The following is a 23,735-nucleotide window of genomic DNA, read 5'->3' as shown; positions in this document are numbered from 1 at the left end:
AATCAAACTTCTTCAAAAGTAACAGTATCTGTTCGTCTCTCGATGATAGTTGTTTCTTCAACGCGCTCCCCTTTCTTATCGATTATGTGAGGTTGAATAGTATCGTAGATAATTTGTGGTGTGATCAGTGGAGTTTGAAGTATTTCTCTTTTATCTGCTGTTTGGTATATGGCACGACCTTTAATCATTGGTAATGCCTCTGCTCCCTCTGCATCCAGTACAACCCTTGAAGCAACGCCTGATTGCACTCTAAAGCACAGTTTTGCATCGGCATTTTGCTTTACTTGTCTTGGTATAACGTCACCTACTGGATATTGAGTGGCTACAACTAGCCTAAAGCCTAGACCTGCTCCTAGCCTTGCTATTTGACTCATTATTGTTTGGCATTCTAGTTTTAACCGTTTCTCTTCCTTAGTTACTGCCTCTGCTGCATTAAGCTCCCCTACTTCATCTATGACTACAAAGTAACGTTCTTTAATGCCTGCTTGCTGTACATTCTTCTTGCCTAATCGCTTTAATTCACGTTGAATATCACGCATCTTGTCATATACCATCTGTAGAGTGTGGAGGGCCTCATATGGCTCATATGCAATGGAAATCGTCTGTTTAATATTTTCATAGTCGCACAGCTCCACTCCGCCTTTTAAATCGATTAAATAAAGGTTTGTGTGCTCTGGTTCAGCTTGAATAAGACTACAAATAGTTGAATTGATGAAATTACTTTTGCCGTATCGTGTAGCACCACCAAGAACGACATGCGGCACCATTTCAAAATCGTGATACTTAAATTCGTTACGTGCTCTAGTGACACCTACAGGCACTCTCCAACCTTTACCTGGTGTGAATGGTACTTCCTTAGATAATGGCTTATCATACACTCGCACAATTAATAAACCATCGTAGGATAGTTCAATTTCCTTTTGCTCTGTAAGTTTTGTCTTCCACAGTTCTTGCAGTTGAAGAAGAAGGTCTTTATGGAAATCCAGTTGTCGTAAATCATTGAATAAAATTTTCTTTCTACGATTATTCAGACCATCTTCAAACACTTGCAGTTTCGATTCATAATCAGCAAATGAGCGACCAAGAGGAATCCTGTACTTGTATTCCCATCCCCATTCAAACTTTTTCTTCTTAACAAGCTGCGTAGTTAATGTATCTTTACCGTCACGAACATTTAAACCAGACAATGAAATTATGCGCTGGATCTTCCCCGAATCATTTGACGATAACCCCTTATGTTTTTGAAATGCCTTTAACGCAATTCCACCCATCAATCCAGTTGTTAATATTTCAAACAGCACACTTTCACCCTTTCGTATTTCATCTGCGTCACGGTTCTCTTACGTAGTAAGAGTTGCTTGTATCAGGCATTCTTAAAAACAGTACCAATCATTGATACAACAGCAATTCATCTATGCCCACTTCAATACCCGGGTGGCATTCAATCAGGCACACCATCGGGTATACAAATGGGCATAAAAATCACCGAACAATATACCCAACTTTGCGAGGTTCTTTTACTTTCTTATCAACAGATTTATTAACATTTGTAGATTCCTTTTTGAATTGCATTTCTTCATATTGGTCCAATAAATCAAAAATCGTTAATTGACCTTGTTGCTGCATGTATTCAAAATGAGTCATTTATTATCTCCCCTTTACCACAACAACCAGTTATCGATTGTTGGTCTTGTATTTGATTGTGGATGACTATCACGCTCTGTTAACCAATTGTAGAAAGGCACAGGACGTTCTTTAACAGGAGTTTCTTCTATAGATAATGATTTATATGGCTTAACTTTTGAACGCTCAATAGCCTTGTTAAATGCACCTACAAATACAGCTCTTAATGTACTTGCTACAGTTAATGTACCGTTCGTAATATCTCGGATAATGTTAGCTAAAACATCCTTAGCGTTCACGAAATCACGTACTTCGTTCATTTTTGTAGCTAAGATACATTTGTGAAGTTGGTCTTTCAATTCATCTGCTAAAGGCAGCGAGTGCATGAAATCGTAAAGCATCACTTGGTACTCGTTCATGTACTCCTTTTTCTTTTCAGCTTGCAAAGCTAATTCATTGCCAAGACTCATAATATTATTTGCTTGTTTAGAACTAAAAAGATAAAAAGAACTAGATGGTTGGTTTTCAGATTGTGGAGGGCAAACCGCGTCATTACTAGCTTCATCGACTGTCTCTCGTTGGGACACGATCGATGGGACATAAGGTAAAATGCGATAAATACTAGCCCCTTTAATGCCGTTTAACTTAGTGCTTGGTACTTTTTCAATGATGCCTAACTCTGCTAATTTCTTCATTGATCGATAAACTGTTTTTGTACTGATTTCCAATGAAGTAGCAATTGTAGAAGCTTTTAAGTGGCATACTCCTGTATGTTCCAAGCTGTGTGAGGCAAGTTTAAATACGATTGCTCGTTCTGATTCTGTTAAGTCGTAGTAATGAACCGCCATGTGGTCCTCCACACTCTTATCCATATCTGCTACTGAATCGAATGTTATGTATTGTGCTAGGTATTCGAATGCCATTTGTATTTCACCTCTTTTCCATACTAAAATAATTAAATTTCATTATTTATTGATTTGAGTATAAATTATTAAATTTAATAATTCAAGTATTTAATAAAAATTATTTATTAAATTTACGGATTTGTGTATAATGAGATTTAAGGAGAATATAATTAAAGAGGTGAAATCATGGAACTTAAAGTTAAATTAAAAGAAGTGTTAAATGAACGAGGAATGTCACAAGTGGAATTAGCAGAAAAGACAGGATTAACACGTACAGTAATCAGCGAACTTGCAACTAATAGAAGAACCTCAATTAATCGTGAACATATCACGAAAGTTCTACAAGCACTTGAAATTACAGATATGAATGAAATGTTTGAGATTAAATAACAGATAACTAAATAAAGGTTGTCTGTTTTTTTGTATACTTTCTTTGTGTTATTTCCTAAAATGGTAATATCAAGGGAGGTTTTATTTATGAAGAAATTATTTTACATTGGAGCATTATCAGCGTTTTTACTTGCTGCTTGTGGTGAGGAAGAGGCTACACCTAAAGAGGAAAAGCCTGTTGCAGAAGAAAAACAACAGGATGAGAAAGCAAATAACGATGTTCCCGAATACAAAATCGAAGAAGATGATTTCGGTAAAGGAATGTGGAAAGTAACATTATCTACACCATCAACTGACGAAAAAGAATTGAAAGCATTGGTTGAAGAAACAAAAAACCTAGCTGCGGAAAAGTATGAAGATGTTAGTTCAATTTGGGTTAATATTAAAACAGAAGGTAGTGTTGCAAATACATACGCTGCAACAGCAAAAGTAGCGCTTGACGAAAAAGGTAAAGCTACTACTGGGTTAGATGAACTTGGTGTATTTGAATTCAACTATAATATTGGAGAAACACATGAAACAACTGCTGCAGATTTACCTCAATCAAATGCTGATTACACAGCAGATGATATTCTAAAAGCATTTCAAGATGCTGGTTTAAGTACAACTGAACCGCGAGACAATAGCCAAAATTGCGTTAAACTTGAATGTACTAAATTAATTACTACTGAAGATGTTAGTATTTATGAATGGCCAAGTGTTGAAAAAGCACAAGAAGTTAGTGCTAAGAAATTTGGAGATGCTCAAGTAGGCACGATTATTATAAGAATGAATAATAAAGAACTTGATATACAAAAATACATTGATGCAATTAACACTGTTGTAAATAAATGATTAATGACCACTCTTTTGAGTGGTTTTATTTTTGAATAAAAAAACAGGCCTCAATTGAGTACCTGTTCTAAGTGGCTGGTTAATAATTTTTCCACTTGTGTTTTAAGTGCCATGTTAGCATAAGTAAACACTTGATCGTTTCCGGCTGTGGCGACAATCAAATCACTAAAATATTCATTGGTCTTTTCCCATCGTACTATTCTTATTTTATCTTTTGCCAATAGCCTTTTAGAGTTATAACACTCTTGTGAAATGCTTTCTAAAAGCTTATCAAGTATTGGTAAGTAAACTTTGCTTAATTTAAGGTTCTCAATCACTTTGTAGTCTCGCTGTAATGACTGTACTGCCATATCATAAACCACATATTTATGAAGTAGCCGTCTTTGCTCAAAACTAATCATACAACCTCACGCTCTTTTTTAAAGACAGGAACAACTGCAAGAACATTGTTAATTATAAAGGTACGCTTTGAATTTCTTGTAAAACAAAATGCTTGAAATGAATCGCCAACAATTTTAATAACTTTTACTCGTCTTTTTGTGACAGACCCATTTTTAGATACATACATCATGTTTATCAATTGATTACGTTGCATAGCTTTTATCAGTTGTTCTCTCATCACAGTTCCTCCTAAACGTGAATTATTTCTCTTTGTTATTTTATACAAGAACATTTGTTTGTATTCATCATAGAACAGATGTTTGTGTTTTGACAAGATAAAATTTATGGAAATAAAAAAGCCCATTACCAATTAAGGTAACGGGCTATTGTTATTAAACGCTACGTTGAGCAATGATAATTTCTAATCCTTTAAAATCGCCATCAGTCAATGTGCCAGCATCAAATTTTTCAAGATGTGATTTATCAATAAGCTTTTTGTCTACTGCTTGTTTAAGGTAGTCACGTACAGCTGCTTTAAGTGTTTCATTAGTAAATCGCATTGTATCATCATCCTTTGCAATATTATTTGGAGGTACCGGTTGCAAATTTGCTTTAACCATTTGTAAAAAACTACTCCAAGGAATAGGTGCACTTGTGGAACGCATCTTACTAGGACAATTTTTCCCACTGTAATAGTTGTGCTGTACAACATCATTGATTGTTAGGTTTTCATCCTTTAGAATTTTTGCAACTAGTGCTGCTGTATTTTGTACAGTCCTTATATAATCGCCATCAGTATTCACACACATCTCAATATGAATTGCTTCGTTGTTCCCCTTTGTACTACCTGCTGCCCAACATTGATAGTCATGTGTAAATGATTGGATCGCTTCTTTGTCATCCACAATCCAGTGCCAACTTGCTTGGCGACTGTTACCATTGACTTGAAGTTTTGCGTGATTGTCTGCTCCACTACCTTTTTTGGTATTGTCAGTTTCATGGATACATACTTTTCTACGAGTGTTATTTCGGCCACCAGTTACTTTAATAGCAACGGCTACTGACACTAAATATTGTCTGATATGCACCATCATTTATCACCCTTTGGCTTGTCATACTTTAAAGCTCTTTCACTATCATTCATACCTGGTGTTGTTGGATCGTGTACGATTCCGATTAATGCGAGAATAGTCAGTACTGTCTCTACTACGTTCGTTACTTGCGCACTAACAAGTGTAATGTCTGCGCCCCATATTGAAGCGATTTGTTGCGCTAGGACGATAATAAGCGCCCATAGCGATAATAGAAACGTTTTATTTTTAAAGCGTACTTTCCAGTTGATTTTCATATTACATCAGTCCTCCTTTAATAATAAAAGCCAAGATTGCACTTACAAGACCGCCAATAAGCAGTCTTAATATCCAAGTTGTATTATCCTTAATTCCGCCTATATCCTCGCGGATTTCCTTAATATTTGATTCAGCAACAGCAAGCCGTGTTTTCACATCGGTCATGTCATTTTCTAATTTTCCAACTCGTTGCTCCATGTGAATCACCTCATAAATAAAAATGGCACTGCTCGGCACAGTGCATTGCTTTGATCTTGTTGTATAATAAAAGCCCTCCACAGATGATTGTGGAAGGCTTAAAAATTATCTTGTGGTGCTAAAGCAGCTATTTCTCTTTCAGCAATTTCTAATTCTACATAAGGTTGAAGCTTTTCGGGTTTTACATCAGCTATAGTACGCACACCGCCCATAACTGATGTTGCATAGGCTTTCACAAGACGTTTTTCTACAATTGTTAAACCTTCTAAATGTGCTTCACTCATTGTATAACCTCCATTTCTGTAAGCATCGTAATCACTTTTATTTCTAATTCAGCATCAGCAATTTCTGATGGAGAGGGTTTTAATGATTCTAGTAATTGCTGTTCTTCACGTTCTGCTTTTTCTTCTTCCAATTCGCCTTCAATCCATTCTTCACCTGTCCATTTAGGTTTATATAAGTTATTTGGAAAATCTATAGTAATGAATCCTTGTTTATTTTCATCCATAATATTTCCGTGTTCATCAATTTCAGCAACATATATTTCTTTCAAATAGCCTTGCTCATCTATCTCATAGGTTTGTTTTCTCATTTTTTCATCTCCTATTCTATTGCGTTGGGAATGAAATATATCCTTGAACTAAAGTATCTCCTGGTGCCATTAAAGCTATATCTCCATTTGGTGTAACCCACACAAGACAAGCTTTGAAAACAGTACTTGCAGAGTTACTAGTGTTGACAGCGAAACTAATATACGGATTCGGTCTGTAACCTACCGGTAATGTCAAAACAACTGTACCAGTTGCTATATTTCCTCCAGATGCATTGAAATATAAATGAACAATACCAAATTCATCTTTAAAGTATCGACTAGCAGAAACATTCCAATTGTTTTTGCCTGTGGGAGTAAGTAAAGCTTCTTGCTGTTTATTGGCTTTTAAATCATTTAACGTTTTAACTGAATTTGCTGAAGCAGCGTAATGCTTTGAAGTAGAAGTTAAGCTGTCCGTTAGACCGAAACCATCACCCTGTAAGATAAAAAACGCACCGTTGTAGACTAAAGTATAGATTGCATTTGCTTTGAACAACCCTGCCTGAATAAGACCATCAGCCGCATAAGTGATGTACTTGAAAGGCATATCGTTTACGATTATCTTTACACCTTGAAGGTTAGTCATATTTGGCTGCACTCTGATAGCTAAACCATTAGTAAGCTCTGTAACATCCTCTAGCGTAACATTATAGTACTCTCCATCTGTAGAGGTAGCTGGTACAAGTATTGTCCCTGCACCTTTACTAACTGCACTTGCTACGCCTGTAACTGGGTCTACAGTGATCGTTGTACCGTCAGGTTTAATGTGACCTAGCTCTTCTGTAGTCGCAATTTCTTTTGAATGTGTTTCTAATTCAGTACTACTAGCAGCTCCAATATCTGAAGGAGACAATATTATTTCACCTTCAGCGTTTGGCTCTTTGCCGTTTACCTTCGATACTGCGCCCTCTCCACTTGCACCTTTAGCAGCTGTCATATGCCAATAATCGTTAGCTATTTGCGGGTAATTAGGCGGTGGATTCCCCTTAGTAGGTGTGACGTTTATATAAATGTAAGAGCTACCTTCATACAAAACACTATTATTTTTTGCATAGATTGTTTCCATATCAAAAGTGCCTTTTGTTTGGAAATTATCAATCATACTTTGGATATCATTAACTGCATTCAAAGCTGATTGTGCTGCATTATTTGCATCATCAGTAGCGTTTTGAGCATTTGTTATGATTGTTTCAATATTAGCCAAAGCTGATTCTAATTCTTCTAATACCAGTGTGCTTTGACTTAACAACTGATTTAATTGATCTATTAACTCTTGTACATTTACATCACCTGTTAGTAGATTAATTTGTCCTTGTAAATTAGATAAATAATTTTCAATTATGGTCCAGTTGTTGTTTAATTTCTCACGTTCAGAACGTGACCAATTAGATGCTATAGGCTTTAAAATCACCATTTTCTCACCCCTATTTGTATAAAAATCTGAAATCAAAAACGACACTATCTACAGTGCCGCCTTCCACAGTTATTTGATTGTCTCCTGGTGCTAAAGTTAAAAGTTTGTGATTGGTGTGTTTAAATGCACTTAGACTATTTTTCAAAGTCCTTATTCCCGATAGCTTTAAGGTATCTGTGGAGGACAAAGGATTGTTAAATCTGTAGACATCACCAGTAGTATTGTTTTTGATTTGTACATAGCTGCCGAATGTGCCTTTCAATGTAATTTCTAATGTTGATTGTTTTGGATCAATCTTTTGATTACCTATATTCTTCACAACAAAATTGTTTGAATTGAATGTGTAATTGTAATGTGTATCATAATCAATCCCTGAACCAAATCCCCATATATCAGCATCCCACTCACCGTGATTTTGTAAATCTAAAGAGGTGCCAACAGATTCAGCAAATAAATCATCCATTCTAAATGAAATATCGAAGCTGTTCATATGTTGATTCGGCTCCATCTCCAACTGCTGCGCTAAACGTACTTTATATCGCTTCCAGTGCTCTCTTTTGAATATGATGTAAAAAGGTTCATCCCTAGCAAAAAGTGCGTTTAATTCATCTCGTAGAAGGTAATAACCGTATATGTCTTGGACAATATACAAAAGCGTAGCCGTTATAACTCTTTGTTGGTATTGAGAGCCTACGACTAAACTTCCTCTGCCCTCCACACTTTCAGTGGTATGATTAATATCTAAGGATGGAATATGGTGAAATAATCGTTTTAGGTTATAGTCCTGTATGTCTTTTTTGGTGCCATCTAATAATTGAATAATCATGAAAACACCTCTTTTTTAGCAATTTTAATCTTACGTAATTCATTAGCTGTTTTTTGACGTTTTCGAAGATCCTCTTTCTTATTATTTTCAGTAATCACAATCGACTTTAATGACCTTTCTTTCTTGCGTTCAGTATCTAATAACTGCTTTATTTCCAATGTATCCACATAAAAGACTTCTATATTACCATCACTAGTTTTGCGAAGCATTTTGTACAATGTCTTCTACCTCGCTTTCATGAGACAATTCTAAACGAACGTCCTCATATCCTTTACGTTTTGCTTTGATTTCATAGGCAAATGGAATGTCATCACCCTTTATTACAAAGTAATTAGGAGTCATTTCATCCACATAAATTAAGCCTTTCCCATATGGTGTGAGAAAGACTTCATAATCAATATTTGTATTAACTGTTTCTTTAAATAGTGATTCAATATTGATAGTACATTGACCTTCCACAACTTTACCTCTACCAAGATCACCGAAGTAGTATTCAGCCGTTTCATAAGCACTGACATTTACATCACCAATACTTGTTGGCACCTTAGCATTCTTACTACCACTAACTGAAAAGTCACCAATGATTTCTGCACCTCCATTTATTGCCCATATTTCAAGAGGCGCACTATTACTCGAAATCATATTTCTATTATCATAGGAATGTAACCGTAAATCTGGACTACCTGTTTTGACTGTGAGTCCTGCATAATCTGTCCAAGATGCGGTGTCTATTATAATGCTTGAATTACCGTTAACAGCTTCAAATTTTGAACCACCCATGTAAATACGTGGTAATGAAGGGTTGTTATTTGTTTGAATAATAAAACCTGTAAGTATTCCAGCTATAAGCTTTTGTACGTCAATACTATTTGTTGTAATTTTGCCTCCATCAATCGTTGTGGACCCTTCGCTATTAATCCCACGAATAAGACCTGTGACATCAATGTTGTTGGCCTTTAATTGACCAATGGCCCCAGCACTTAAAACAAATCCATCGGCTGTTATGGCTTCACGGAAACTAGCTCCGCCATTGTCACTGATACCTATGCCTTTCGAATTTATCAACACTAACCTATTTGGGTTAGATGGATCACGAGCAATAATCCCATTATCGAAGATTAATTCAGTCATTGCAGATGTTAAAGCTTCTGTAGCTCTTAATACAGCATCGTCTAAAACGTTATAGGGTAATTTCTGTTCACCATTTAAAATAGCGTCCACATTATCCTTTGTTTTTTGGAAACCTGCTATTTCACTAACAAAATTTTTCTGGAAGTTCCCGAATGTGTACTCAGCTGGTTTTGATGATTCAGGGTAGTCAACGATTTCAAGTACCCTTGCAATACTATCTATATTTAATGGATCATGGATAACAAATAATCTATCCCCCTCATTAAATTGTTCTGTTAGTACGCCCATCTTCTTCATCTCTAAAGAATCAACTTTAAAGCTGAACTGTGGTTCTTCTATTATTTCGGATTTAATACGCTCAAGTAATTCACTATGGACGGTATATCGTTCGTCAAAGACCGGCTTTGCATCACGTATTCCATAAATAGCAGCATTAGGTGAAATGTACTCGGCTGTTACAAGGTAGTTGCCATCCTCATCTTTCTTACCATAGCCGCGAATACGTGTCGAAAGATTATTTGTATTCACGTACTTTTCTAGAGTCTTAATATTGTATCCATAACGTATTTGAATTTCAGTATCTGTACCAATTTGGCGGTAAAATTTTAAATGTTTATTATTAATTTGCACCTCTGCCCCAAATACATTTAACGCTTTTTGTAAAAGGCTTAAAGAATTATCTTCACCAAACTTTTCAAAGACTGCACTAGAAAATGAATCGACTATTTCAAATGTGTAACCTGTTCCATCTAAAATGAATGATAAACATGTCTGTAGATACTGCGTATTTTCTAAGTAATCATATTTATACGTATCAACCAAATCAAAAAAGATGTGAGAGGCTTGTACTGTTTTGATAGGCGTAATACCTGACAATACTTCCGTCACATCTTTTATTCGATATTGCTGTCCATCGTATTCAATAATGCTTTCTTCTTCAACAAGTGGATAAGCATGTTGATTTTTCTCGGTTTTTAAAAGAGCGAATGATAATGAATAATCGCCGTTAACCTGCCTAGTTCTTTTTAAACTATTACTAATGAAATCGACAAGTAATTCAGTTTCGCCAGCCAAATTTGTGACAATCATCATTTCACCCCACTTCTTCTTAATTCAGAATTAAAATTATTGCCCATGATGTTTGTTACGAAAGGTGTGACAGCTCTAGCTACCTGTTGCCCTTCCATAGTGATAATTGTTTCAACTGGTCTTGAAGCTAATTGAGTAATAGCAGCTACTAAATTTGATAAATCAATATTGTTTGATTGATTAATAATTTGTTGTTGTGCGATCTGATTTGCTTTAGATTTATTTGCGCTGCTTGCTAATGAACCATACACAGTGTTCATAGCATTGTTTAATCTGTTTTGTGATTGTTCAATACCTTTAATAAGGCCCTCGTTAATATTGACACCAAATCCCATCATGACACGTGAAGGACTGTGGATGTCCAATGCTGATTGAATAGTCTTTTTAACTGAATTAGCAATATCTAAAGCCTTACTTTTAATTGCATTAGATGTGGAAGACAAACCTTTTAATAATCCGTTACCTGCATCCATACCGATTTGTTCAAGTGAAGATAGTTGTGTAGATGTATCTGTTGTAATGGATTTAATCTTAGCATTCCATTCTTTTTGCAATGTATCTAATTGTTTATTAGCGTTTTCTCGTAAACCTTTGATTTGCTTTTCAGTATCGTTTTTCATGCCAATATGTTCTTTTTCCGCAACTTCTCGAGCCCATTTGGACTTAGTTCGGTACAACTCACTGTATTGAGTAAGTTGTGAATCAGTCATGCTGTTTAAAGCAACAATTTCTGCTAATGCATTAGGACCCATTTCACGTAATTCTGCTAAAAGACCATCATCTATCGCTCTAGTTGCTAATTGCTCAATCTCTCTTTGCCAACCTTCGAAATGTACAATTTGGGATTGGAGATTTCGCATGAGCTCTTCACCAGAACGACTTAAATCCACTGTAAATTCATCAAATAAACCCTTTGTATTTTTCAAAGAATTTTCACGTTTAGAAACCGCATCTTCATAAGCCTTATTTAAAGCATCTTCACTCTTGATTAAATCCTCATTTATCTTTATAACTTGGCTTGAGTATTCAGAGTTAATTGCTGTAATCTCTTTACTCACTGCTTCTACAGCTTTTTTGTATTCCTGTTGAGCTTTAATGCGTTCGTTTGTGCCTTCAGAGAACAATTCCATTGATTGCTCCCAGATTTTCGCTTCTTCTAATATAGACAATTGATCTAAGGACTTTTTGTCATCCACATACTTTTTAATGACATCGAGATATTCCTTTTCAGATTTCTCTACGAGCGCTTTGTACTTCTTGTTAAAGTCTTGATCTGCTTTTAACTTAGAATCCTTGTACGATGCTTCTAATAAAGCAATATCTTGCAACTCTTTTTGAGTTAATTTGCGTTTCTTTTTAGCAGCATTATTTTGGATCTATAGATTTTTTCTAAAGTTTTATCGTTTTTGTCCTCATTCTTTTTATTAAATTCATCAAGCAAATTTGAGTACTCTTTTTGATAACTTTTAGAAACACTTAGAATGCCATCACCAATATCAGACATAGCTTTGTTGACTTTAGCACTAGAATCATCCAAACCAATAGCCATACCCTCACCAGTCCATAAACCAATTTGCTTGAATACTCGCGAAGGTGAATGAATACCTAATAAGGATTTTGCCTTGTTAACTACGCCATCCACAACACCAGTGATGGATTGGATTGCATTAGCTGTCATTGCAGTAATACCTTTGATCAAACCGTTAATTATGTCCTTACCAATTGAAATAAATTGAGCTGGTAACGATTTTACCTTCTCTACCATTCCATCCTTTAATTCATTCATTTTGTTAACTACATTAGTTTTCATTGTAGAAATTGTATTAACAAAATTAGTGCCAAGATTCTTCACAAAGTTGATTACTGATGTAACCATGCTTGAAACAATAGATTTTGCTGAATTCCCTAAATTAGTGAAAAATGAAACTGAACTAGTCCAAGTATTTTTAACTGAATTTATTGCGTTAGTAGCTAGATTTTTAAAGAAATTGATAACACCTGATGCGAATCCAGATACTGTGGAAGACACCTGCGAACCCATTGAGGTAAAGAATTTAGCTATGTCATCCCACATGCCTTTTAATAAGCTAACACCTGTTTTAGCAAGGTTGGTAACGACTGTTTTAATACCACCAAAGAATGATAGAGTCATCCAACCAACAACAAGATCAATGGCCCCTTTAAATATTTGTTTAACACCTTCCCACATTTTCGAAAAGTCACCTGTAAAAAGACCAGTGAAGACTTTAATTGCACCCATAATCACATTTAAAGCACCGTCAATGACTTGTTTAATGGCGTTCCACACAGTTTCAATAACAAACTTAACAGCTGGCATTACAAACTCAATAACAGCCTTTATGCCATTAAATACGTTCTCAACAGCTTGTAATATTTGAGTACCGTTTTGGTCCCAGAACTGTTTAATCTGTGCTATTTTTTCACCAATAAAAGAAGCCACTGTTTCAAATACAGTGACTGCTACATCCTTTATTGCTTGAAAAACGTTATTTACATTTTCTCTAAACGTTTCAGAGTTTTTATATGCAGCTACAAGGGCAAGACCTAGTCCTGCTATTGCGGCAACTAACAACGTAATAGGTGCTGATATAGCTCCAATTGCTGCAGCTAAGGCAGGCCATGCAGTGACAAGTCCTCCAACTGCTGGCATTAATGCGGCAAACAATCCAACTAATATTCCTATTACAGCAACAATTGCTACTATTGCTGATGCTAATCCAGCATTATTTGATACCCATTCAGAAATTTTTGCAACAAATTGTGCTAAGCTATCTAATAAAGGTGCAAGTGCTTCTTTAATGCTTCCCATCGCTGTCGAGAGGGCATAAGCAGGATCAGCATTGATTTTAGCAACATCATCGTTTAACTTTTTCTGCATATCATCAGCTGATTGTAAATGTTTATCCATGTTGAGAATAGTGTTAGCAATATTCTCTCCTTGGTCTTCCCACATTGTTCCGAAAAGTTCTACTCCTAGGGCATTTCGTGCAACGTCATCTTCCACATTCATTAAGTATTGAGTCATATCTTGGAATGCTTTATTACCTTTTTCGCCACCTTGGGCAATCGCTACACCCCAGAGACGAAACTGTTCTTCTGAACCACCAATAATTTGCAATGCGTCTGCCATCGATGCGGATAACCCTGCACCCATTTCTGCAGCCTTTATACGACCTTCTTTAAGACCATCTAAAAGGTTGTCGATGTTCCAAGTACCAGTTTCAACACCTGCAGCCATGATTCCTTGAACTTGCTTTGCATCAAAACCTGCTCTTTGAAGTTGTCCACCATATTCAGCAATAATATCTAATTGTTCTGGGGGAAAGCCAACACTTAACAATTGATTAGTTAATGCTAATGCTTCTTTTTGAGATACTTTTAATTCTTTACCGATTTCAAACGATTCTTGGATTAACTCTTTAAAATCGACCTCTTTATAAGCACTTGAAATCATAGCTGCGCCTTTGATTATCTCTTGGTTAGATTCCATAGAAGCATTTTTATTAAGAGTTATTTGTCTTCGGACACCTTCATATGCTGCTTCTTCATCTCCAATTGCAGCAGTTGTTTCCATAATTGATTGACGTACTGCTTGCGCATCTTCTTCATTAAGTGTCATGGAAATATCAATATTAGTATTAAGTTTAGAAACATCTAAAGCTTGTTGTACAGCTCCTGCAATACCGCCACCTGCTGCTAATCCCGCAACAACACCTGATAATTCTTGCCCAAAGCCATTAACAGCTTCCTCGGCTTGATTAGCTTCTTGAGTTATTCTCGCTAAGTCTTGTCTTACTCTATTTAAATCAGCACCTTCAGCAGCTCTTCGTAGTGCTTCCCGCATTTGGTCAATATCAACGCCAGCACCTAAAGCATGTTGACCCATTAAACGTAATGCCCGGTTCATTTGGTCAGTTGTGGCCGAACCATCACGAATTGCATTTGTTAAACGTGTACCTAACAGGTCAGCAAATTGGTTAACATCGGTGCCAGTAGCTTGGAAAAACGCTGATAGTTCACCAGTAGTACGAGCCAATCGGTCTTGTTCATTAGCTGTACTAGCCATTTGAGCATTGTACTGTTGTAACTGTGCTTCAGTAGTAGCTAGTTCACGTTGAAATGCTCGGTATTGCTCTGCTCCGATATCACCACGTTGGAATTGAGCTTCAACCTGTGATTGAGCAGTTCTTAGCACATCTAACTTTTGACTAGTGTTCTGAATTTGCTCTGCTAAAAGCTGCTGTTTTTGTGCAATCAACTCGGTATTACCTGGATCGAATTTTAAAGCTCGTTCAACTTCTCTTAATTCGCTAGTAACTTTACTACTTTCTTTATTTACATCCTTTAATGCATCCGTCAGCCCTGTTGTATCACCGTTTAATTCAATCGTAATCCCTTTAATACGCCCGTTTGCCATTACCCTCACCTACCTTTTGAACAAAAATAAAAAGCCACTCAAAAAATGAGTGACTTATAACCAAGGAACTTCCTCTGCGTATTCAACAATTTTACTATTCATCTTGTTATCTGGATTTTTCGTTTTTAAGTATTCGTCAATGTAATCTAAACACATTCCAAAAGTCATTGTTTCAAGATCATCATGTGTTAGACCACATTCTTTACATAAAACTAAAAATTGTTCCGTGCTAATTTCACCAGATGGATTATTAGCACCATTATTTGTTATTTTTTTTTAGAACCTATCGTCTTTTCAAGTAAACCTTGTAATGGCTCGATAATTTCTAGGATTGGGAATTCATCAAATGTTTCTAGCCAAGACAATGGATCTGGAATCGTATTGTTTGCAGTTTTTGCAAACACCCATGCAATATCGTAAAACATATTAAAATCGATGTTATCTCGCATCCAAACAACTTTTTCGCTTTCTGTCATGTCATCGAACTTTTTCTCTGTGACCCCTAAACTTAAAATATCTTTCAGCATATCACGTTGAAATTGCATCATATAACGTTTTGCAACTGCACCATTTGATTTAAACGGTATTTCTTTACCATCTATAGTTAATGTAATTTCCATCTATTTGTCCTCCACAATTCATTTTAATTAAGGTGTTGGTACCGTTGGAGCTTCTTGAACGTTTTGGAACCAAGCATCAATCACACTACTATTTGTTTCATTAGAGTCCAAACGGTATCTCCATTTACCATCTGCACGTGGCAAGAACTTAGCTGAAATGGTTGGTGTTTGGTATTCTGTAGTTCCTTGTTTCGTTGTATGTTCACTTGATGGAATACTAAATTTGCCTTTATAGTACCAATACATTCTCTTACGACCGCGTGTTAAAGGAACTTCGAATCCTAATGCCACATAAGGTGCTACATTATCGACACTGTCCGTTACACCACCATTTGAATCAACAGTAGCTCCCAATAGAAATGCGTAATCCTCCGCAGATAAATCCGTTACATTAATTTCTACATCAATATCACCTAATGTTTCATCTGACTCAACAGCACGATCATCCCCGTATAAAACTGCGCTCTCAACGTTTGGTGTAATATTTGCTGTAATAGCTTCTGCAATTTTCCGAGGGGCTTCGTACGTTATAACCTCACCTGTTTCTGTGTACTTTGCTACATGAATATTTTTTAAACCAACTGCTGCCATTAAAAAAACCTCCTTATTATTCGTTATCAATTTGTATAGAAAATGTACATTTAAAAACTCCCTCGTCTCTGATGAATAGTTCATCGTAGAGCCAAGAGAGTTCATTTTCTTTTAACATGTCTTTAATTTTTTTCTCTGCTATCAAATCTTTATTGACTGTATATAATTCAATGTCTACATAGGTAAATTCAGAAATAACCTTATCATCAGCGTTGAATGTGTCGCCATCCACAACTAAGTAGCAGATGAAGGGAGGTACTTGTGCTGATTTGAAATGTGAGTAAGCTACTGGATAACCAAGTGCTTTTAGTTGTTGTGCTAGTTCAGGTAACGTCATCCTCTGATCGCCTCCTCAACACCTTGTATAAATTCATCAATCATTTCTTCCTCTACTGGTCTAATATGAACCTGTGCAGGTACACGACCTCCACCAACTTTTGCATGGCCTTTTTCAAGCAAATGAGTAAGTTGATATTCAGTATTGTGGACTACCCATTGATTACCTATTTTTTTCGCTCGCCACCCTTTTGCATATCGATGTCTTACACCAATAGGAGAACGAATTTTAAGTTGTTGTGCACCTTTTTTAGCAACCTTTTCGGCAACCTTCACTATATCTTCCCCAGCACCATGAGCGTAGTTTCTAAGAGTACGGTTAATTTCAGCAGCAAGATTATTTATGTTTGTTGCCATATCATAACCGCCCTTCTACAACGATTGTGACAGTGTTATTCATGTCGTCATCATTAAGAGCACTTTTAACATCATATATGACGCCATTCTGGACCACTTCAAAACTCGTATGTTCACTATCTATAAATTCATCTAGTGATTTTGCATACTTTAATACATAACGTTTCTCGACTTTTGTTTGCTCTCTTCCGGCATCCATTATTTCGCTACCTTTTAGCGTTTTAATCATAGCCCAATAGCGTCCGTAGTCCTCAAACGTTTCGATTTCTTGTAATATTTCATCTGTAGTCAAAGTGCGTTTACGAATTAAAATACGATGACGATACAAGCCACTGTGATTGTTTTCGTTGTATCTAAACTGTTTCATCGACATCACTACTTTCGAGTGCTTTATCAATGTTAAGGTTGTTTAATTGTGTTAGAAAGTTATTGTGGAAGTATTCAAGTGCATCGTTATAAACATAGCGAGAACGCTCGAATACAAGCTCTTTAAAGACTTCGTGAGCGTTTATATCATAGTCACCACAAATGCGCTGTAAATCATCGTGAGATGCTTTTAAAATACGTTTCAAATTGTCGTCTTCATCATCACTTAGTCGCATTCGTAGTTTGAATTCATTTATAATTTCTGAAGTAATAACATCCACATTCATCACTCCTTATCTTTAGGAGTTTCTGTGACTTCCTCAATGAAGATTTGTTGGTACTTATTTTTCGTTGTCGATAATTCTTCAAGTCGTGCTTTAGTCGCCTTCTTGCCCTCCACAGGATAATTATCACCAACCTCATAGATATGTCCGTCATGCTTCGTTTCCTTGAAACGACTAACTACTTTGTGAGTCATTTTATCCCTCCTAAAAGTACAGACTCCCTAAAATTAAGGAGTCGGCACAGATGTATTGAATTGAATATCTAAGTCATAAAGTAAAGCTGTTTTGTTATCTTTTGGCTTACCGTTTGCAAATTGCTTAATTGTATAAAGCATTGCATCTTCAATAGCTAACGTTTGATCAAATTTATTTAGCTTGTAACCACCTGCAATAGCAGCTAAGTAAGCACCTTTTACAAAGAATAGTGCTTTCTTTTCTGGAATTTCTTCAGACTCAACAACTTGAATGTTGTATGGTAAAGCAGTTACCCATTGGCCGTTAGATGTTTGAATAGTATTTCGTGCTTGAACAGAAATTGCATCGATTGGATTCACTAACATAACAATTTTATTTAATACTTTACGTGGCTTGTCTTTTGCATCTTTAGATAATGCTTTGATTACATCATGTAATTCACCTGCAACAACTTGACCAAATTCAGATGGTGCAAATGTTAATGTACCCGAAGAAGTTTTATCAGTAACTGCGCCTGTGGAAGAATCAACATTTTTCATTAAACCAACAGGTTCGTTTTGTGCTGGACCACGACCATTAACTAAACCGTACTCTAAACCTACTGAATATGATTCGACTAATAATTCACGTACATAACGTTCAACGTATTCGGGTCCAAGCTCTAACATATCTTTTGGAATTGCTGCAAAGGCAGTTAGTTTTAATTGACCAATTTGCTCTTCACGGAACGCTGTATTTACTTGACCTTTAATTTCACCAAATAATGCGCCCCATGCATATGTTTTTGTTGGATCAGAATAAATAAAGCGTGTAATAGCTCCTAAATCTTGAAGGCCGATCACAGTAAGTAATGGATGTTCTGTAACTAGATCTTCAAATACACGCTCTTGTGTTGTAATTGGTAAGATTGTATCTTCCTTAAATCCACCTTCAAGCACAACAGCATTGAAGAATTTACGTTCTTCAGATGTTAGTACATTCTGACCACGTGCAGCTAAAATTTGAGCATCGTGTGCTTCGTTGCGTGCTTCATTTGTAATTTGTTCTGTTAAATCTGTTTGCAAAGCAGCGAACATATCATTAAAAGCAACTTCTAATTCTTCAGGTGTTGAATTTTCAGCCTTTACTAAATCCATGTACGCTTGTTTTTTAGCATTGAAGTTTTCCATTTTACCTTTTAATTTCATAGTCATTTAAATGACCCTCCCTGTTTTAAGTATTAAAAAAAGAACCCTTTTCGTTTAGCCGCAACTTTTTGAGTTGGTGCTTCAGGTTCTTCTTTCGAATTATTTATTTTTGTTGTTAAATCAGCAACTTGAGATTTCAAATTATTGATTTCGTTCATTAATTCTTTGTTGCCCTCCACAGTTGAAGAAGAGGCAGCAATGGAATTATTAAACTCTTTGGCTTTATTTGAGAAAATTTCTGATTCCACTTCTTCGATTTCAGTCGAATCAATAATCTCATCGATCAAACCTAACTCTTTGGCTTTTTCTGCTGATAAATAGGTTTCTTCGTCTAACAATTTCTTCATTGTAGCTTTATCAACTCGATGAGTATATGATGCTAAAACAGATTCTCCAATCGAATCTAAGTCATTCGCTGCTTTTCGTAATTGTTTTGCATTGCCCGCAACAATCGTCCAAGCGTTATGAACCATTACTTGTGAATTAGAGTACGCTTTGATAGTGTCAGCACCCATAGCACCTATTGAAGCTGCGCTTGCTATAATACCTGGAACAACAACAGTCACGTGGCCTTTATGTGCTCGCAAGGTATTACATAAATCAATTCCTAGAAAAACATCGCCACCGTATGAATTGATGTGTAGTTCAATGTCTTCATCTTCTTTGATTGTACGCATTTTGTAATTGAAGTCGTAAATAGTTGAGTTCCAACTTGTAAAATCACCTTTAATTTTATGCTTCATCTTTTTCACCTCCTTCTATTGTGCCACTATAGTTTTTAGTCATTACATATTCTTCTAACAATGGATTGTCCACTGGTTCATCACCAAACTTCCTGCGAATTTCATTTCCATTATAGACACCGCTAGCTCTCAACTTATCAACTGCATCAGCAAATTCAAGAGGATTCAATTCAGCAATTCCAATCACTTCAATTTTTGTGCCAGACAAATAATCATCTTTCTCAATAAGTTTTGCATTGAGCTCATCCTCAATTTTCTTGACTAAAGGAGCAATACAAAACTTGATGTATGCTTTAATAGCTGTTTCAAATTCAGCCATATCTCCATGAACTAAAGATGTAGGAATACCTAGAATGTTAGCAACGTCATCAATCAAATCACGTTTTATCTTGGCTAGTTCTTCGACAGACTTACCACTATTTGAGCCATCTGCAATCTCTTCATAATTGAAACCCTTTAATTTAGGAACAATTGCAAATGCATTTTTACGAAAAGCACCAAATAATTTATTGATGAAGTTTTGTAATTTACCCATGTTTTCGTCATCGAGTTTTTGAGTCGAATCCATTTCAGCAGTTGCTCGTATTTGATTAGAAAACATATTGGTTTCAATCATTCGACTAAATAGGTTTGTATAATCTTCGAACATGCCATTCATAAATTCTGTTAACTTTTCATTGTTGTAAGTAATATGAATAACTTCATCCATGTTAAATGATCGCTGGAATGTGTAATCCTTTACTGTCACGCTTTTAAAAATGTCTGGATAAATAGCATACTCAATTCGATCAAAACTATCTGCAATTAATAAATCATTATTGTCTGTTAAAATAACCAACACTTCATTTTCATGAAGCAATTTATAAGCAAAATCTTGCCAAAAGTCTGCAGCTGATTGATCTGTATTTGGCCTTACATTGAGTAAGTAATCCCAATCACTTTTTATCCTCTTCTTAACTTTTGATATTCGAAATTCAGATAACGATATGGTCCTCCCAATAAAGTTAATACAGGTTTCTAAGGCCATCTTTTTTAAATAAGCTCGTTGACTTATTTCAATACCGAAGAAATCATATTCATCAAACATCGTGCCAATTTCTTTATTTTTATTAAGGACATCCTGTAGCCATCCCAAACTTTCACCTCCCTTCTAAAAATTTAATCCATTGAGTGCATCTAAAGCTTCGCTAATATCTCCATCGTCTAAGTCCCTAGAAGCCCATACACCATAAAGAAACATCATAAAACCATCAGTTTTACGCTTCACTTCTTCTTTTTTACGATAAACCTTGTTGCCATTAGGAAGCCGTTTAACAAGCACGTTATTTGTGTACCATCGCATTAATGGATTATCTCCGAATATTACTTGTTCATTTTCAAAAGCAATTTCTATTCGAGGAGCTAACAAACCACTTGCAGCATCTGGATTTCGAATAACTTCAACCTCAAAGCCTTCAGCTTCAAATAGAGGTTTAAGGACATCCATTTTAAAATTATCTCCTACGATTTTTTTAATGTTCCAACCTTCATCTCGTTTATCAACAAACCATTTAACTACAAGGTATGGATCCATTGTTTCGATGTCCAAGACACTCAAAAGACCATCGTTTTCCCACTCTCTAATTGGAGCGAATTTTCGATGATCTTTCATATTGTTGTTTTCAGCTTTTTTCTTTGAGTATGCATAATGTTTATCCGCAAATGGCTTACAAACATACGAATGTGTTAATTCCCTAGGAACAAAATAATTGTCATCTTTAAAAAATAACAATCCCATTGCAACAAAATCACGCACAGCTGCATAATCCAAGCAGCCAATACATTCTCTTTTTTTCAATTCATCTAAATTATAAGGTTGTTCAGTAGCTTTAATTTTCTCCCAAGTTGTTACACTTTTTTCTAAGTCTACTTTTGGTAGATTCATACGTTTTGTAATGAACTCCTCGTAGCCATCTGGATCATGTTCCAATTTGTTGTATTGTTTCATGACAGTTTTATAAAGTGTTTTTGCATAACTAGACAGAGGAGGATGAAATTGCGAATTTGCCTTTTGCCACATATCGGGATTATGCATTTCTGCTTCATCATCCAAATTACACATAAATGCAAAAAGTCCATCGTCTCGGATGCTAACATGGCCATCCAAAATATTGTCCGCCCGATCAAGCAACTTATCTAAAAAACCTTCTCGTACAAATCCATCAGAACCAACATAGAATACACGAGGATTAGAGACTTTACCAAGACCAGAAGTGAATACATTTACAACGCCAGAATCTTCATATCTGTGTACCTCTTCAAAAATTACACATCCATCTCGTAAACCGTCTTTTGTACCTGCATTTGATGTATGGTACTGAAATATCGATTTCGTACTACGTGATTCAATTAAAGCTTTTTTATGATTGAAATGCTCTTTCAATGTGTCATCTTTATCAATTGTGTTAAACACTTCTGTAAAGGACATTTTCGCCTGTTTCTCACTATTTGCAACAACAGACACATTATAGTTATCAATCCCATGTAGTTCACTTATGAAGTAATTTGCTAGTGTTGAAATGCGGCCAGTTTTACCACCGCCACGTCCTTCATAGTCCAAATGCTCATCAAAAACTAAAGAGCCATCTTTGTAATACAAAAAAATAAAACACGTTTTAAATTTTTGAGTCAATGTGAGTGGGAAGTAATACTTTTCAGTAAATGTAATGTAATTTTCAATTTGTTTCTCATCGAAATACATATCATTCGCTGTTAAAATATCCCGTTCAATCAACTCAATTAATTTAATACGTCTTTTATTTAAAATTATTTTGCCGTCACGCCACAGCTTAATATATTCATCAATGTACTTATGACTAATCAAATTAAGCTCGTCCTGCCTTTGTCATCCACAGTCGAAGAAGATGCAGAGGGAGTAGGATTACTATCGTTTTTTATTCCAAGCGCATCCTCTAATTTCTCAATTTCTTTTGAAATAGATAATTTTGTTGCTATGGCAGGATGTTGTTTTAAAAAATTCTGTGTACCATTTTCAATTTTTATTGTTGTACCGTCTTTATCAATATCGGCATCGCATTTTAAATCAATTTTTAGAAATCGTATGTAGCGATGTACTTTTGACAATTTAATTGGATCGTCGGCGTGACGAGCTAGTAACTCTTTTTCGATTTTTTTTATTTCTTTATCCACGTCTCCCCCTCCCTCCTAAAATCGCTTTTTAAAGAAAAATTTTCAGACAATCGAGCCCATCACCGTTTCCCGACTTCCAAATAAATTGGAAAAGTTTTAGGCCGGGGGGTGATACTTTTTACCATCTTTCATCTTCTTCCCATTTGTTTGGTTTACGAGGATACCTACCATGCTTGGCATTATGGTGTGGAATGCAAAGAACCCGCAAATTGGATGGTTCCAATGCGAGTTCTGGATGTGTTGAAATCTCAAGTATATGGTCAACATCTAATGATTTGTGTTTATCTGGATCCGATAAAGTAACGAGTCCTTGTTGTTTGCATTCTTGGCATTCATAGTTTTGTTCTTTAAGAATCTGGGCTCGTAATGTTCGCCATTCTTTTGATTTGTAAAACTTCATTTGCTCTTGCTTTGTTTTGTATTGCTGCATGATGTTAGTCGCTGCCTTCTGGATGTGTTGGCAATTCTCCATCGTAACTGATGCCACACTTATGACATTTCACTTCGTAATATGGACAACCATCGTCATCATAATGTTTTTCTGATGAGTAGTTTGGCTCATCATTTGATTCAGCATTATCAATAGCATCCAACTCATCAGCCAATGCACTGACATGCTTTGCAATTGCTCGTAGCTTTAATTTAGATTTGTCATCAAATTCTAATCCGATTGTGATTCCTCTAACGCTTCCCATTG

General features: G+C 35.8%; 32 protein-coding genes. 2 read left to right on the top strand and 30 right to left on the bottom strand.

Annotated features, from left to right (window positions below; genetic code table 11):
- Window positions 1-2: 2 nt before the first annotated feature.
- The 3 genes from ABC382_RS22795 to ABC382_RS22785 all read right to left on the bottom strand — a co-directional run bounded on the left by ABC382_RS22795 (window position 3) and on the right by ABC382_RS22785 (window position 2,546).
- A complete protein-coding gene (locus tag ABC382_RS22795; RefSeq protein WP_412927200.1) occupies window positions 3-1,301 on the bottom strand; it encodes an FtsK/SpoIIIE domain-containing protein in 1,299 nt (432 codons plus the stop codon).
- 181 nt (window positions 1,302-1,482) lie between these two features.
- Window positions 1,483-1,644 (bottom strand): hypothetical protein, encoded by a 162-nt coding sequence (locus ABC382_RS22790; RefSeq protein WP_412927199.1) that lies wholly within the window; start codon window positions 1,642-1,644, stop codon window positions 1,483-1,485.
- Window positions 1,645-1,658: 14 nt separating this feature from the next.
- Window positions 1,659-2,546: a helix-turn-helix domain-containing protein gene (locus tag ABC382_RS22785; RefSeq protein WP_412927198.1), complete on the bottom strand. Its 888-nt coding sequence runs from the start codon at window positions 2,544-2,546 to the stop codon at window positions 1,659-1,661.
- A 168-nt stretch (window positions 2,547-2,714) separates the two neighbouring features.
- Between ABC382_RS22785 and ABC382_RS22780 the strand changes: the two genes are divergently transcribed.
- A complete protein-coding gene (locus tag ABC382_RS22780) occupies window positions 2,715-2,918 on the top strand; it encodes a helix-turn-helix domain-containing protein (RefSeq protein WP_036127261.1) in 204 nt (67 codons plus the stop codon).
- A gap of 87 nt (window positions 2,919-3,005) precedes the next feature.
- Window positions 3,006-3,752, top strand: coding sequence for a hypothetical protein (locus ABC382_RS22775; protein WP_412927197.1), 747 nt, complete (start codon window positions 3,006-3,008; stop codon window positions 3,750-3,752).
- A gap of 50 nt (window positions 3,753-3,802) precedes the next feature.
- Here the strand turns inward: ABC382_RS22775 and ABC382_RS22770 are convergent, their stop codons facing one another.
- From ABC382_RS22770 to ABC382_RS22640, 27 genes are all read right to left on the bottom strand, one after another.
- Window positions 3,803-4,102 (bottom strand): YhjD family protein, encoded by a 300-nt coding sequence (locus tag ABC382_RS22770; protein ID WP_412927196.1) that lies wholly within the window; start codon window positions 4,100-4,102, stop codon window positions 3,803-3,805.
- 47 nt (window positions 4,103-4,149) lie between these two features.
- Complete coding sequence (locus ABC382_RS22765; RefSeq protein WP_412927195.1) at window positions 4,150-4,371, bottom strand: transcriptional regulator; 222 nt, start codon at window positions 4,369-4,371, stop codon at window positions 4,150-4,152.
- A 154-nt stretch (window positions 4,372-4,525) separates the two neighbouring features.
- A complete protein-coding gene (locus ABC382_RS22760) occupies window positions 4,526-5,224 on the bottom strand; it encodes a peptidoglycan recognition protein family protein (RefSeq protein WP_412927194.1) in 699 nt (232 codons plus the stop codon).
- On the bottom strand, window positions 5,224-5,481 hold the full coding sequence (locus ABC382_RS22755; RefSeq protein ID WP_412927193.1) for a phage holin: 258 nt from the start codon (window positions 5,479-5,481) through the stop codon (window positions 5,224-5,226). Before ABC382_RS22755 ends, ABC382_RS22760 begins: the two co-directional genes overlap by 1 nt.
- A 1-nt stretch (window position 5,482) precedes the next feature.
- On the bottom strand, window positions 5,483-5,680 hold the full coding sequence (locus ABC382_RS22750; protein WP_412927192.1) for a hemolysin XhlA family protein: 198 nt from the start codon (window positions 5,678-5,680) through the stop codon (window positions 5,483-5,485).
- Window positions 5,681-5,778: 98 nt separating this feature from the next.
- The gene (locus ABC382_RS22745; RefSeq protein WP_412927191.1) at window positions 5,779-5,964 is read right to left on the bottom strand and encodes a hypothetical protein; all 186 of its coding nucleotides are present in this window, start codon (window positions 5,962-5,964) and stop codon (window positions 5,779-5,781) included.
- Window positions 5,961-6,272 carry a hypothetical protein gene (locus ABC382_RS22740; protein WP_412927190.1) on the bottom strand — a complete coding sequence of 104 codons (312 nt, stop codon included), beginning with the start codon at window positions 6,270-6,272 and terminating at the stop codon, window positions 5,961-5,963. Before ABC382_RS22740 ends, ABC382_RS22745 begins: the two co-directional genes overlap by 4 nt.
- Before the next feature lie 16 nt (window positions 6,273-6,288).
- Window positions 6,289-7,686: a hypothetical protein gene (locus ABC382_RS22735; RefSeq protein ID WP_412927189.1), complete on the bottom strand. Its 1,398-nt coding sequence runs from the start codon at window positions 7,684-7,686 to the stop codon at window positions 6,289-6,291.
- Between the two features lie 10 nt (window positions 7,687-7,696).
- Entirely contained in the window at window positions 7,697-8,512 is an 816-nt protein-coding gene (locus tag ABC382_RS22730) for a distal tail protein Dit (protein ID WP_412927188.1), read from the bottom strand.
- Window positions 8,509-8,721: a hypothetical protein gene (locus ABC382_RS22725; protein WP_412927187.1), complete on the bottom strand. Its 213-nt coding sequence runs from the start codon at window positions 8,719-8,721 to the stop codon at window positions 8,509-8,511. The genes ABC382_RS22730 and ABC382_RS22725 overlap by 4 nt, the downstream gene beginning before the upstream one ends.
- Window positions 8,705-10,735 carry a phage tail protein gene (locus ABC382_RS22720; protein ID WP_412927186.1) on the bottom strand — a complete coding sequence of 677 codons (2,031 nt, stop codon included), beginning with the start codon at window positions 10,733-10,735 and terminating at the stop codon, window positions 8,705-8,707. Before ABC382_RS22720 ends, ABC382_RS22725 begins: the two co-directional genes overlap by 17 nt.
- Window positions 10,732-12,060, bottom strand: a complete 1,329-nt coding sequence (locus ABC382_RS22715) for a phage tail protein (RefSeq protein ID WP_412927185.1) — start codon at window positions 12,058-12,060, stop codon at window positions 10,732-10,734. The genes ABC382_RS22720 and ABC382_RS22715 overlap by 4 nt, the downstream gene beginning before the upstream one ends.
- 11 nt (window positions 12,061-12,071) lie before the next feature.
- Entirely contained in the window at window positions 12,072-15,170 is a 3,099-nt protein-coding gene (locus ABC382_RS22710) for a hypothetical protein (RefSeq protein ID WP_412927184.1), read from the bottom strand.
- Window positions 15,171-15,436: 266 nt separating this feature from the next.
- Window positions 15,437-15,790: a hypothetical protein gene (locus tag ABC382_RS22705; RefSeq protein WP_202342528.1), complete on the bottom strand. Its 354-nt coding sequence runs from the start codon at window positions 15,788-15,790 to the stop codon at window positions 15,437-15,439.
- Window positions 15,791-15,817: 27 nt separating this feature from the next.
- Window positions 15,818-16,381, bottom strand: coding sequence for a major tail protein (locus ABC382_RS22700; RefSeq protein WP_412927183.1), 564 nt, complete (start codon window positions 16,379-16,381; stop codon window positions 15,818-15,820).
- Window positions 16,382-16,397: 16 nt separating this feature from the next.
- Window positions 16,398-16,718 carry a hypothetical protein gene (locus tag ABC382_RS22695; protein ID WP_412927182.1) on the bottom strand — a complete coding sequence of 107 codons (321 nt, stop codon included), beginning with the start codon at window positions 16,716-16,718 and terminating at the stop codon, window positions 16,398-16,400.
- A complete protein-coding gene (locus ABC382_RS22690) occupies window positions 16,715-17,062 on the bottom strand; it encodes an HK97 gp10 family phage protein (protein WP_412927260.1) in 348 nt (115 codons plus the stop codon). The genes ABC382_RS22695 and ABC382_RS22690 overlap by 4 nt, the downstream gene beginning before the upstream one ends.
- A gap of 13 nt (window positions 17,063-17,075) precedes the next feature.
- Entirely contained in the window at window positions 17,076-17,441 is a 366-nt protein-coding gene (locus ABC382_RS22685; protein WP_412927179.1) for a phage head closure protein, read from the bottom strand.
- Window positions 17,428-17,727, bottom strand: a complete 300-nt coding sequence (locus tag ABC382_RS22680; protein ID WP_412927175.1) for a hypothetical protein — start codon at window positions 17,725-17,727, stop codon at window positions 17,428-17,430. Before ABC382_RS22680 ends, ABC382_RS22685 begins: the two co-directional genes overlap by 14 nt.
- Window positions 17,727-17,918 carry a termination factor Rho gene (locus ABC382_RS22675; RefSeq protein ID WP_412927172.1) on the bottom strand — a complete coding sequence of 64 codons (192 nt, stop codon included), beginning with the start codon at window positions 17,916-17,918 and terminating at the stop codon, window positions 17,727-17,729. Before ABC382_RS22675 ends, ABC382_RS22680 begins: the two co-directional genes overlap by 1 nt.
- 33 nt (window positions 17,919-17,951) lie before the next feature.
- Window positions 17,952-19,112, bottom strand: coding sequence for a phage major capsid protein (locus ABC382_RS22670; protein WP_216486947.1), 1,161 nt, complete (start codon window positions 19,110-19,112; stop codon window positions 17,952-17,954).
- 26 nt (window positions 19,113-19,138) lie between these two features.
- Window positions 19,139-19,849 carry a head maturation protease, ClpP-related gene (locus ABC382_RS22665; RefSeq protein WP_412927169.1) on the bottom strand — a complete coding sequence of 237 codons (711 nt, stop codon included), beginning with the start codon at window positions 19,847-19,849 and terminating at the stop codon, window positions 19,139-19,141.
- The gene (locus tag ABC382_RS22660; protein WP_412927167.1) at window positions 19,839-20,984 is read right to left on the bottom strand and encodes a phage portal protein; all 1,146 of its coding nucleotides are present in this window, start codon (window positions 20,982-20,984) and stop codon (window positions 19,839-19,841) included. Before ABC382_RS22660 ends, ABC382_RS22665 begins: the two co-directional genes overlap by 11 nt.
- Window positions 20,985-20,999: 15 nt before the next feature.
- Window positions 21,000-22,712, bottom strand: a complete 1,713-nt coding sequence (locus ABC382_RS22655) for a terminase TerL endonuclease subunit (RefSeq protein ID WP_412927162.1) — start codon at window positions 22,710-22,712, stop codon at window positions 21,000-21,002.
- Window positions 22,709-23,038, bottom strand: coding sequence for a P27 family phage terminase small subunit (locus ABC382_RS22650; protein WP_412927161.1), 330 nt, complete (start codon window positions 23,036-23,038; stop codon window positions 22,709-22,711). The genes ABC382_RS22655 and ABC382_RS22650 overlap by 4 nt, the downstream gene beginning before the upstream one ends.
- A 118-nt stretch (window positions 23,039-23,156) precedes the next feature.
- Entirely contained in the window at window positions 23,157-23,468 is a 312-nt protein-coding gene (locus ABC382_RS22645; protein ID WP_412927160.1) for an HNH endonuclease signature motif containing protein, read from the bottom strand.
- Between the two features lie 4 nt (window positions 23,469-23,472).
- Complete coding sequence (locus ABC382_RS22640) at window positions 23,473-23,733, bottom strand: hypothetical protein (RefSeq protein WP_412927159.1); 261 nt, start codon at window positions 23,731-23,733, stop codon at window positions 23,473-23,475.
- Window positions 23,734-23,735 lie beyond the last annotated feature (2 nt).

The organism is Lysinibacillus phoenicis (genome assembly GCF_047238325.1).
Classification (GTDB): domain Bacteria; phylum Bacillota; class Bacilli; order Bacillales_A; family Planococcaceae; genus Lysinibacillus; species Lysinibacillus irui.
The sequence above is the reverse complement of the archived record's forward strand: the minus strand, read 5'-3'. Positions and strand labels throughout refer to the sequence as shown.

What these genes read in the sequence shown, in the direction of transcription:
- ABC382_RS22790 (WP_412927199.1), bottom strand. Translation starts at nt 1,644, where the DNA reads ATGACTCATTTTGAATACATGCAGCAACAAGGTCAATTAACGATTTTT.
- ABC382_RS22785 (WP_412927198.1), bottom strand. Translation starts at nt 2,546, where the DNA reads ATGGCATTCGAATACCTAGCACAATACATAACATTCGATTCAGTAGCA.
- ABC382_RS22780 (WP_036127261.1), top strand. Translation starts at nt 2,715, where the DNA reads ATGGAACTTAAAGTTAAATTAAAAGAAGTGTTAAATGAACGAGGAATG.
- ABC382_RS22775 (WP_412927197.1), top strand. Translation starts at nt 3,006, where the DNA reads ATGAAGAAATTATTTTACATTGGAGCATTATCAGCGTTTTTACTTGCT.
- ABC382_RS22770 (WP_412927196.1), bottom strand. Translation starts at nt 4,102, where the DNA reads ATGGCAGTACAGTCATTACAGCGAGACTACAAAGTGATTGAGAACCTT.
- ABC382_RS22765 (WP_412927195.1), bottom strand. Translation starts at nt 4,371, where the DNA reads ATGAGAGAACAACTGATAAAAGCTATGCAACGTAATCAATTGATAAAC.
- ABC382_RS22760 (WP_412927194.1), bottom strand. Translation starts at nt 5,224, where the DNA reads ATGGTGCATATCAGACAATATTTAGTGTCAGTAGCCGTTGCTATTAAA.
- ABC382_RS22755 (WP_412927193.1), bottom strand. Translation starts at nt 5,481, where the DNA reads ATGAAAATCAACTGGAAAGTACGCTTTAAAAATAAAACGTTTCTATTA.
- ABC382_RS22750 (WP_412927192.1), bottom strand. Translation starts at nt 5,680, where the DNA reads ATGGAGCAACGAGTTGGAAAATTAGAAAATGACATGACCGATGTGAAA.
- ABC382_RS22745 (WP_412927191.1), bottom strand. Translation starts at nt 5,964, where the DNA reads ATGAGTGAAGCACATTTAGAAGGTTTAACAATTGTAGAAAAACGTCTT.
- ABC382_RS22740 (WP_412927190.1), bottom strand. Translation starts at nt 6,272, where the DNA reads ATGAGAAAACAAACCTATGAGATAGATGAGCAAGGCTATTTGAAAGAA.
- ABC382_RS22735 (WP_412927189.1), bottom strand. Translation starts at nt 7,686, where the DNA reads ATGGTGATTTTAAAGCCTATAGCATCTAATTGGTCACGTTCTGAACGT.
- ABC382_RS22730 (WP_412927188.1), bottom strand. Translation starts at nt 8,512, where the DNA reads ATGATTATTCAATTATTAGATGGCACCAAAAAAGACATACAGGACTAT.
- ABC382_RS22725 (WP_412927187.1), bottom strand. Translation starts at nt 8,721, where the DNA reads ATGCTTCGCAAAACTAGTGATGGTAATATAGAAGTCTTTTATGTGGAT.
- ABC382_RS22720 (WP_412927186.1), bottom strand. Translation starts at nt 10,735, where the DNA reads ATGATGATTGTCACAAATTTGGCTGGCGAAACTGAATTACTTGTCGAT.
- ABC382_RS22710 (WP_412927184.1), bottom strand. Translation starts at nt 15,170, where the DNA reads ATGGCAAACGGGCGTATTAAAGGGATTACGATTGAATTAAACGGTGAT.
- ABC382_RS22705 (WP_202342528.1), bottom strand. Translation starts at nt 15,790, where the DNA reads ATGGAAATTACATTAACTATAGATGGTAAAGAAATACCGTTTAAATCA.
- ABC382_RS22700 (WP_412927183.1), bottom strand. Translation starts at nt 16,381, where the DNA reads ATGGCAGCAGTTGGTTTAAAAAATATTCATGTAGCAAAGTACACAGAA.
- ABC382_RS22695 (WP_412927182.1), bottom strand. Translation starts at nt 16,718, where the DNA reads ATGACGTTACCTGAACTAGCACAACAACTAAAAGCACTTGGTTATCCA.
- ABC382_RS22685 (WP_412927179.1), bottom strand. Translation starts at nt 17,441, where the DNA reads ATGAAACAGTTTAGATACAACGAAAACAATCACAGTGGCTTGTATCGT.
- ABC382_RS22680 (WP_412927175.1), bottom strand. Translation starts at nt 17,727, where the DNA reads ATGAATGTGGATGTTATTACTTCAGAAATTATAAATGAATTCAAACTA.
- ABC382_RS22675 (WP_412927172.1), bottom strand. Translation starts at nt 17,918, where the DNA reads ATGACTCACAAAGTAGTTAGTCGTTTCAAGGAAACGAAGCATGACGGA.
- ABC382_RS22670 (WP_216486947.1), bottom strand. Translation starts at nt 19,112, where the DNA reads ATGACTATGAAATTAAAAGGTAAAATGGAAAACTTCAATGCTAAAAAA.
- ABC382_RS22665 (WP_412927169.1), bottom strand. Translation starts at nt 19,849, where the DNA reads ATGAAGCATAAAATTAAAGGTGATTTTACAAGTTGGAACTCAACTATT.
- ABC382_RS22645 (WP_412927160.1), bottom strand. Translation starts at nt 23,468, where the DNA reads ATGCAGCAATACAAAACAAAGCAAGAGCAAATGAAGTTTTACAAATCA.
- ABC382_RS22640 (WP_412927159.1), bottom strand. Translation starts at nt 23,733, where the DNA reads ATGGGAAGCGTTAGAGGAATCACAATCGGATTAGAATTTGATGACAAA.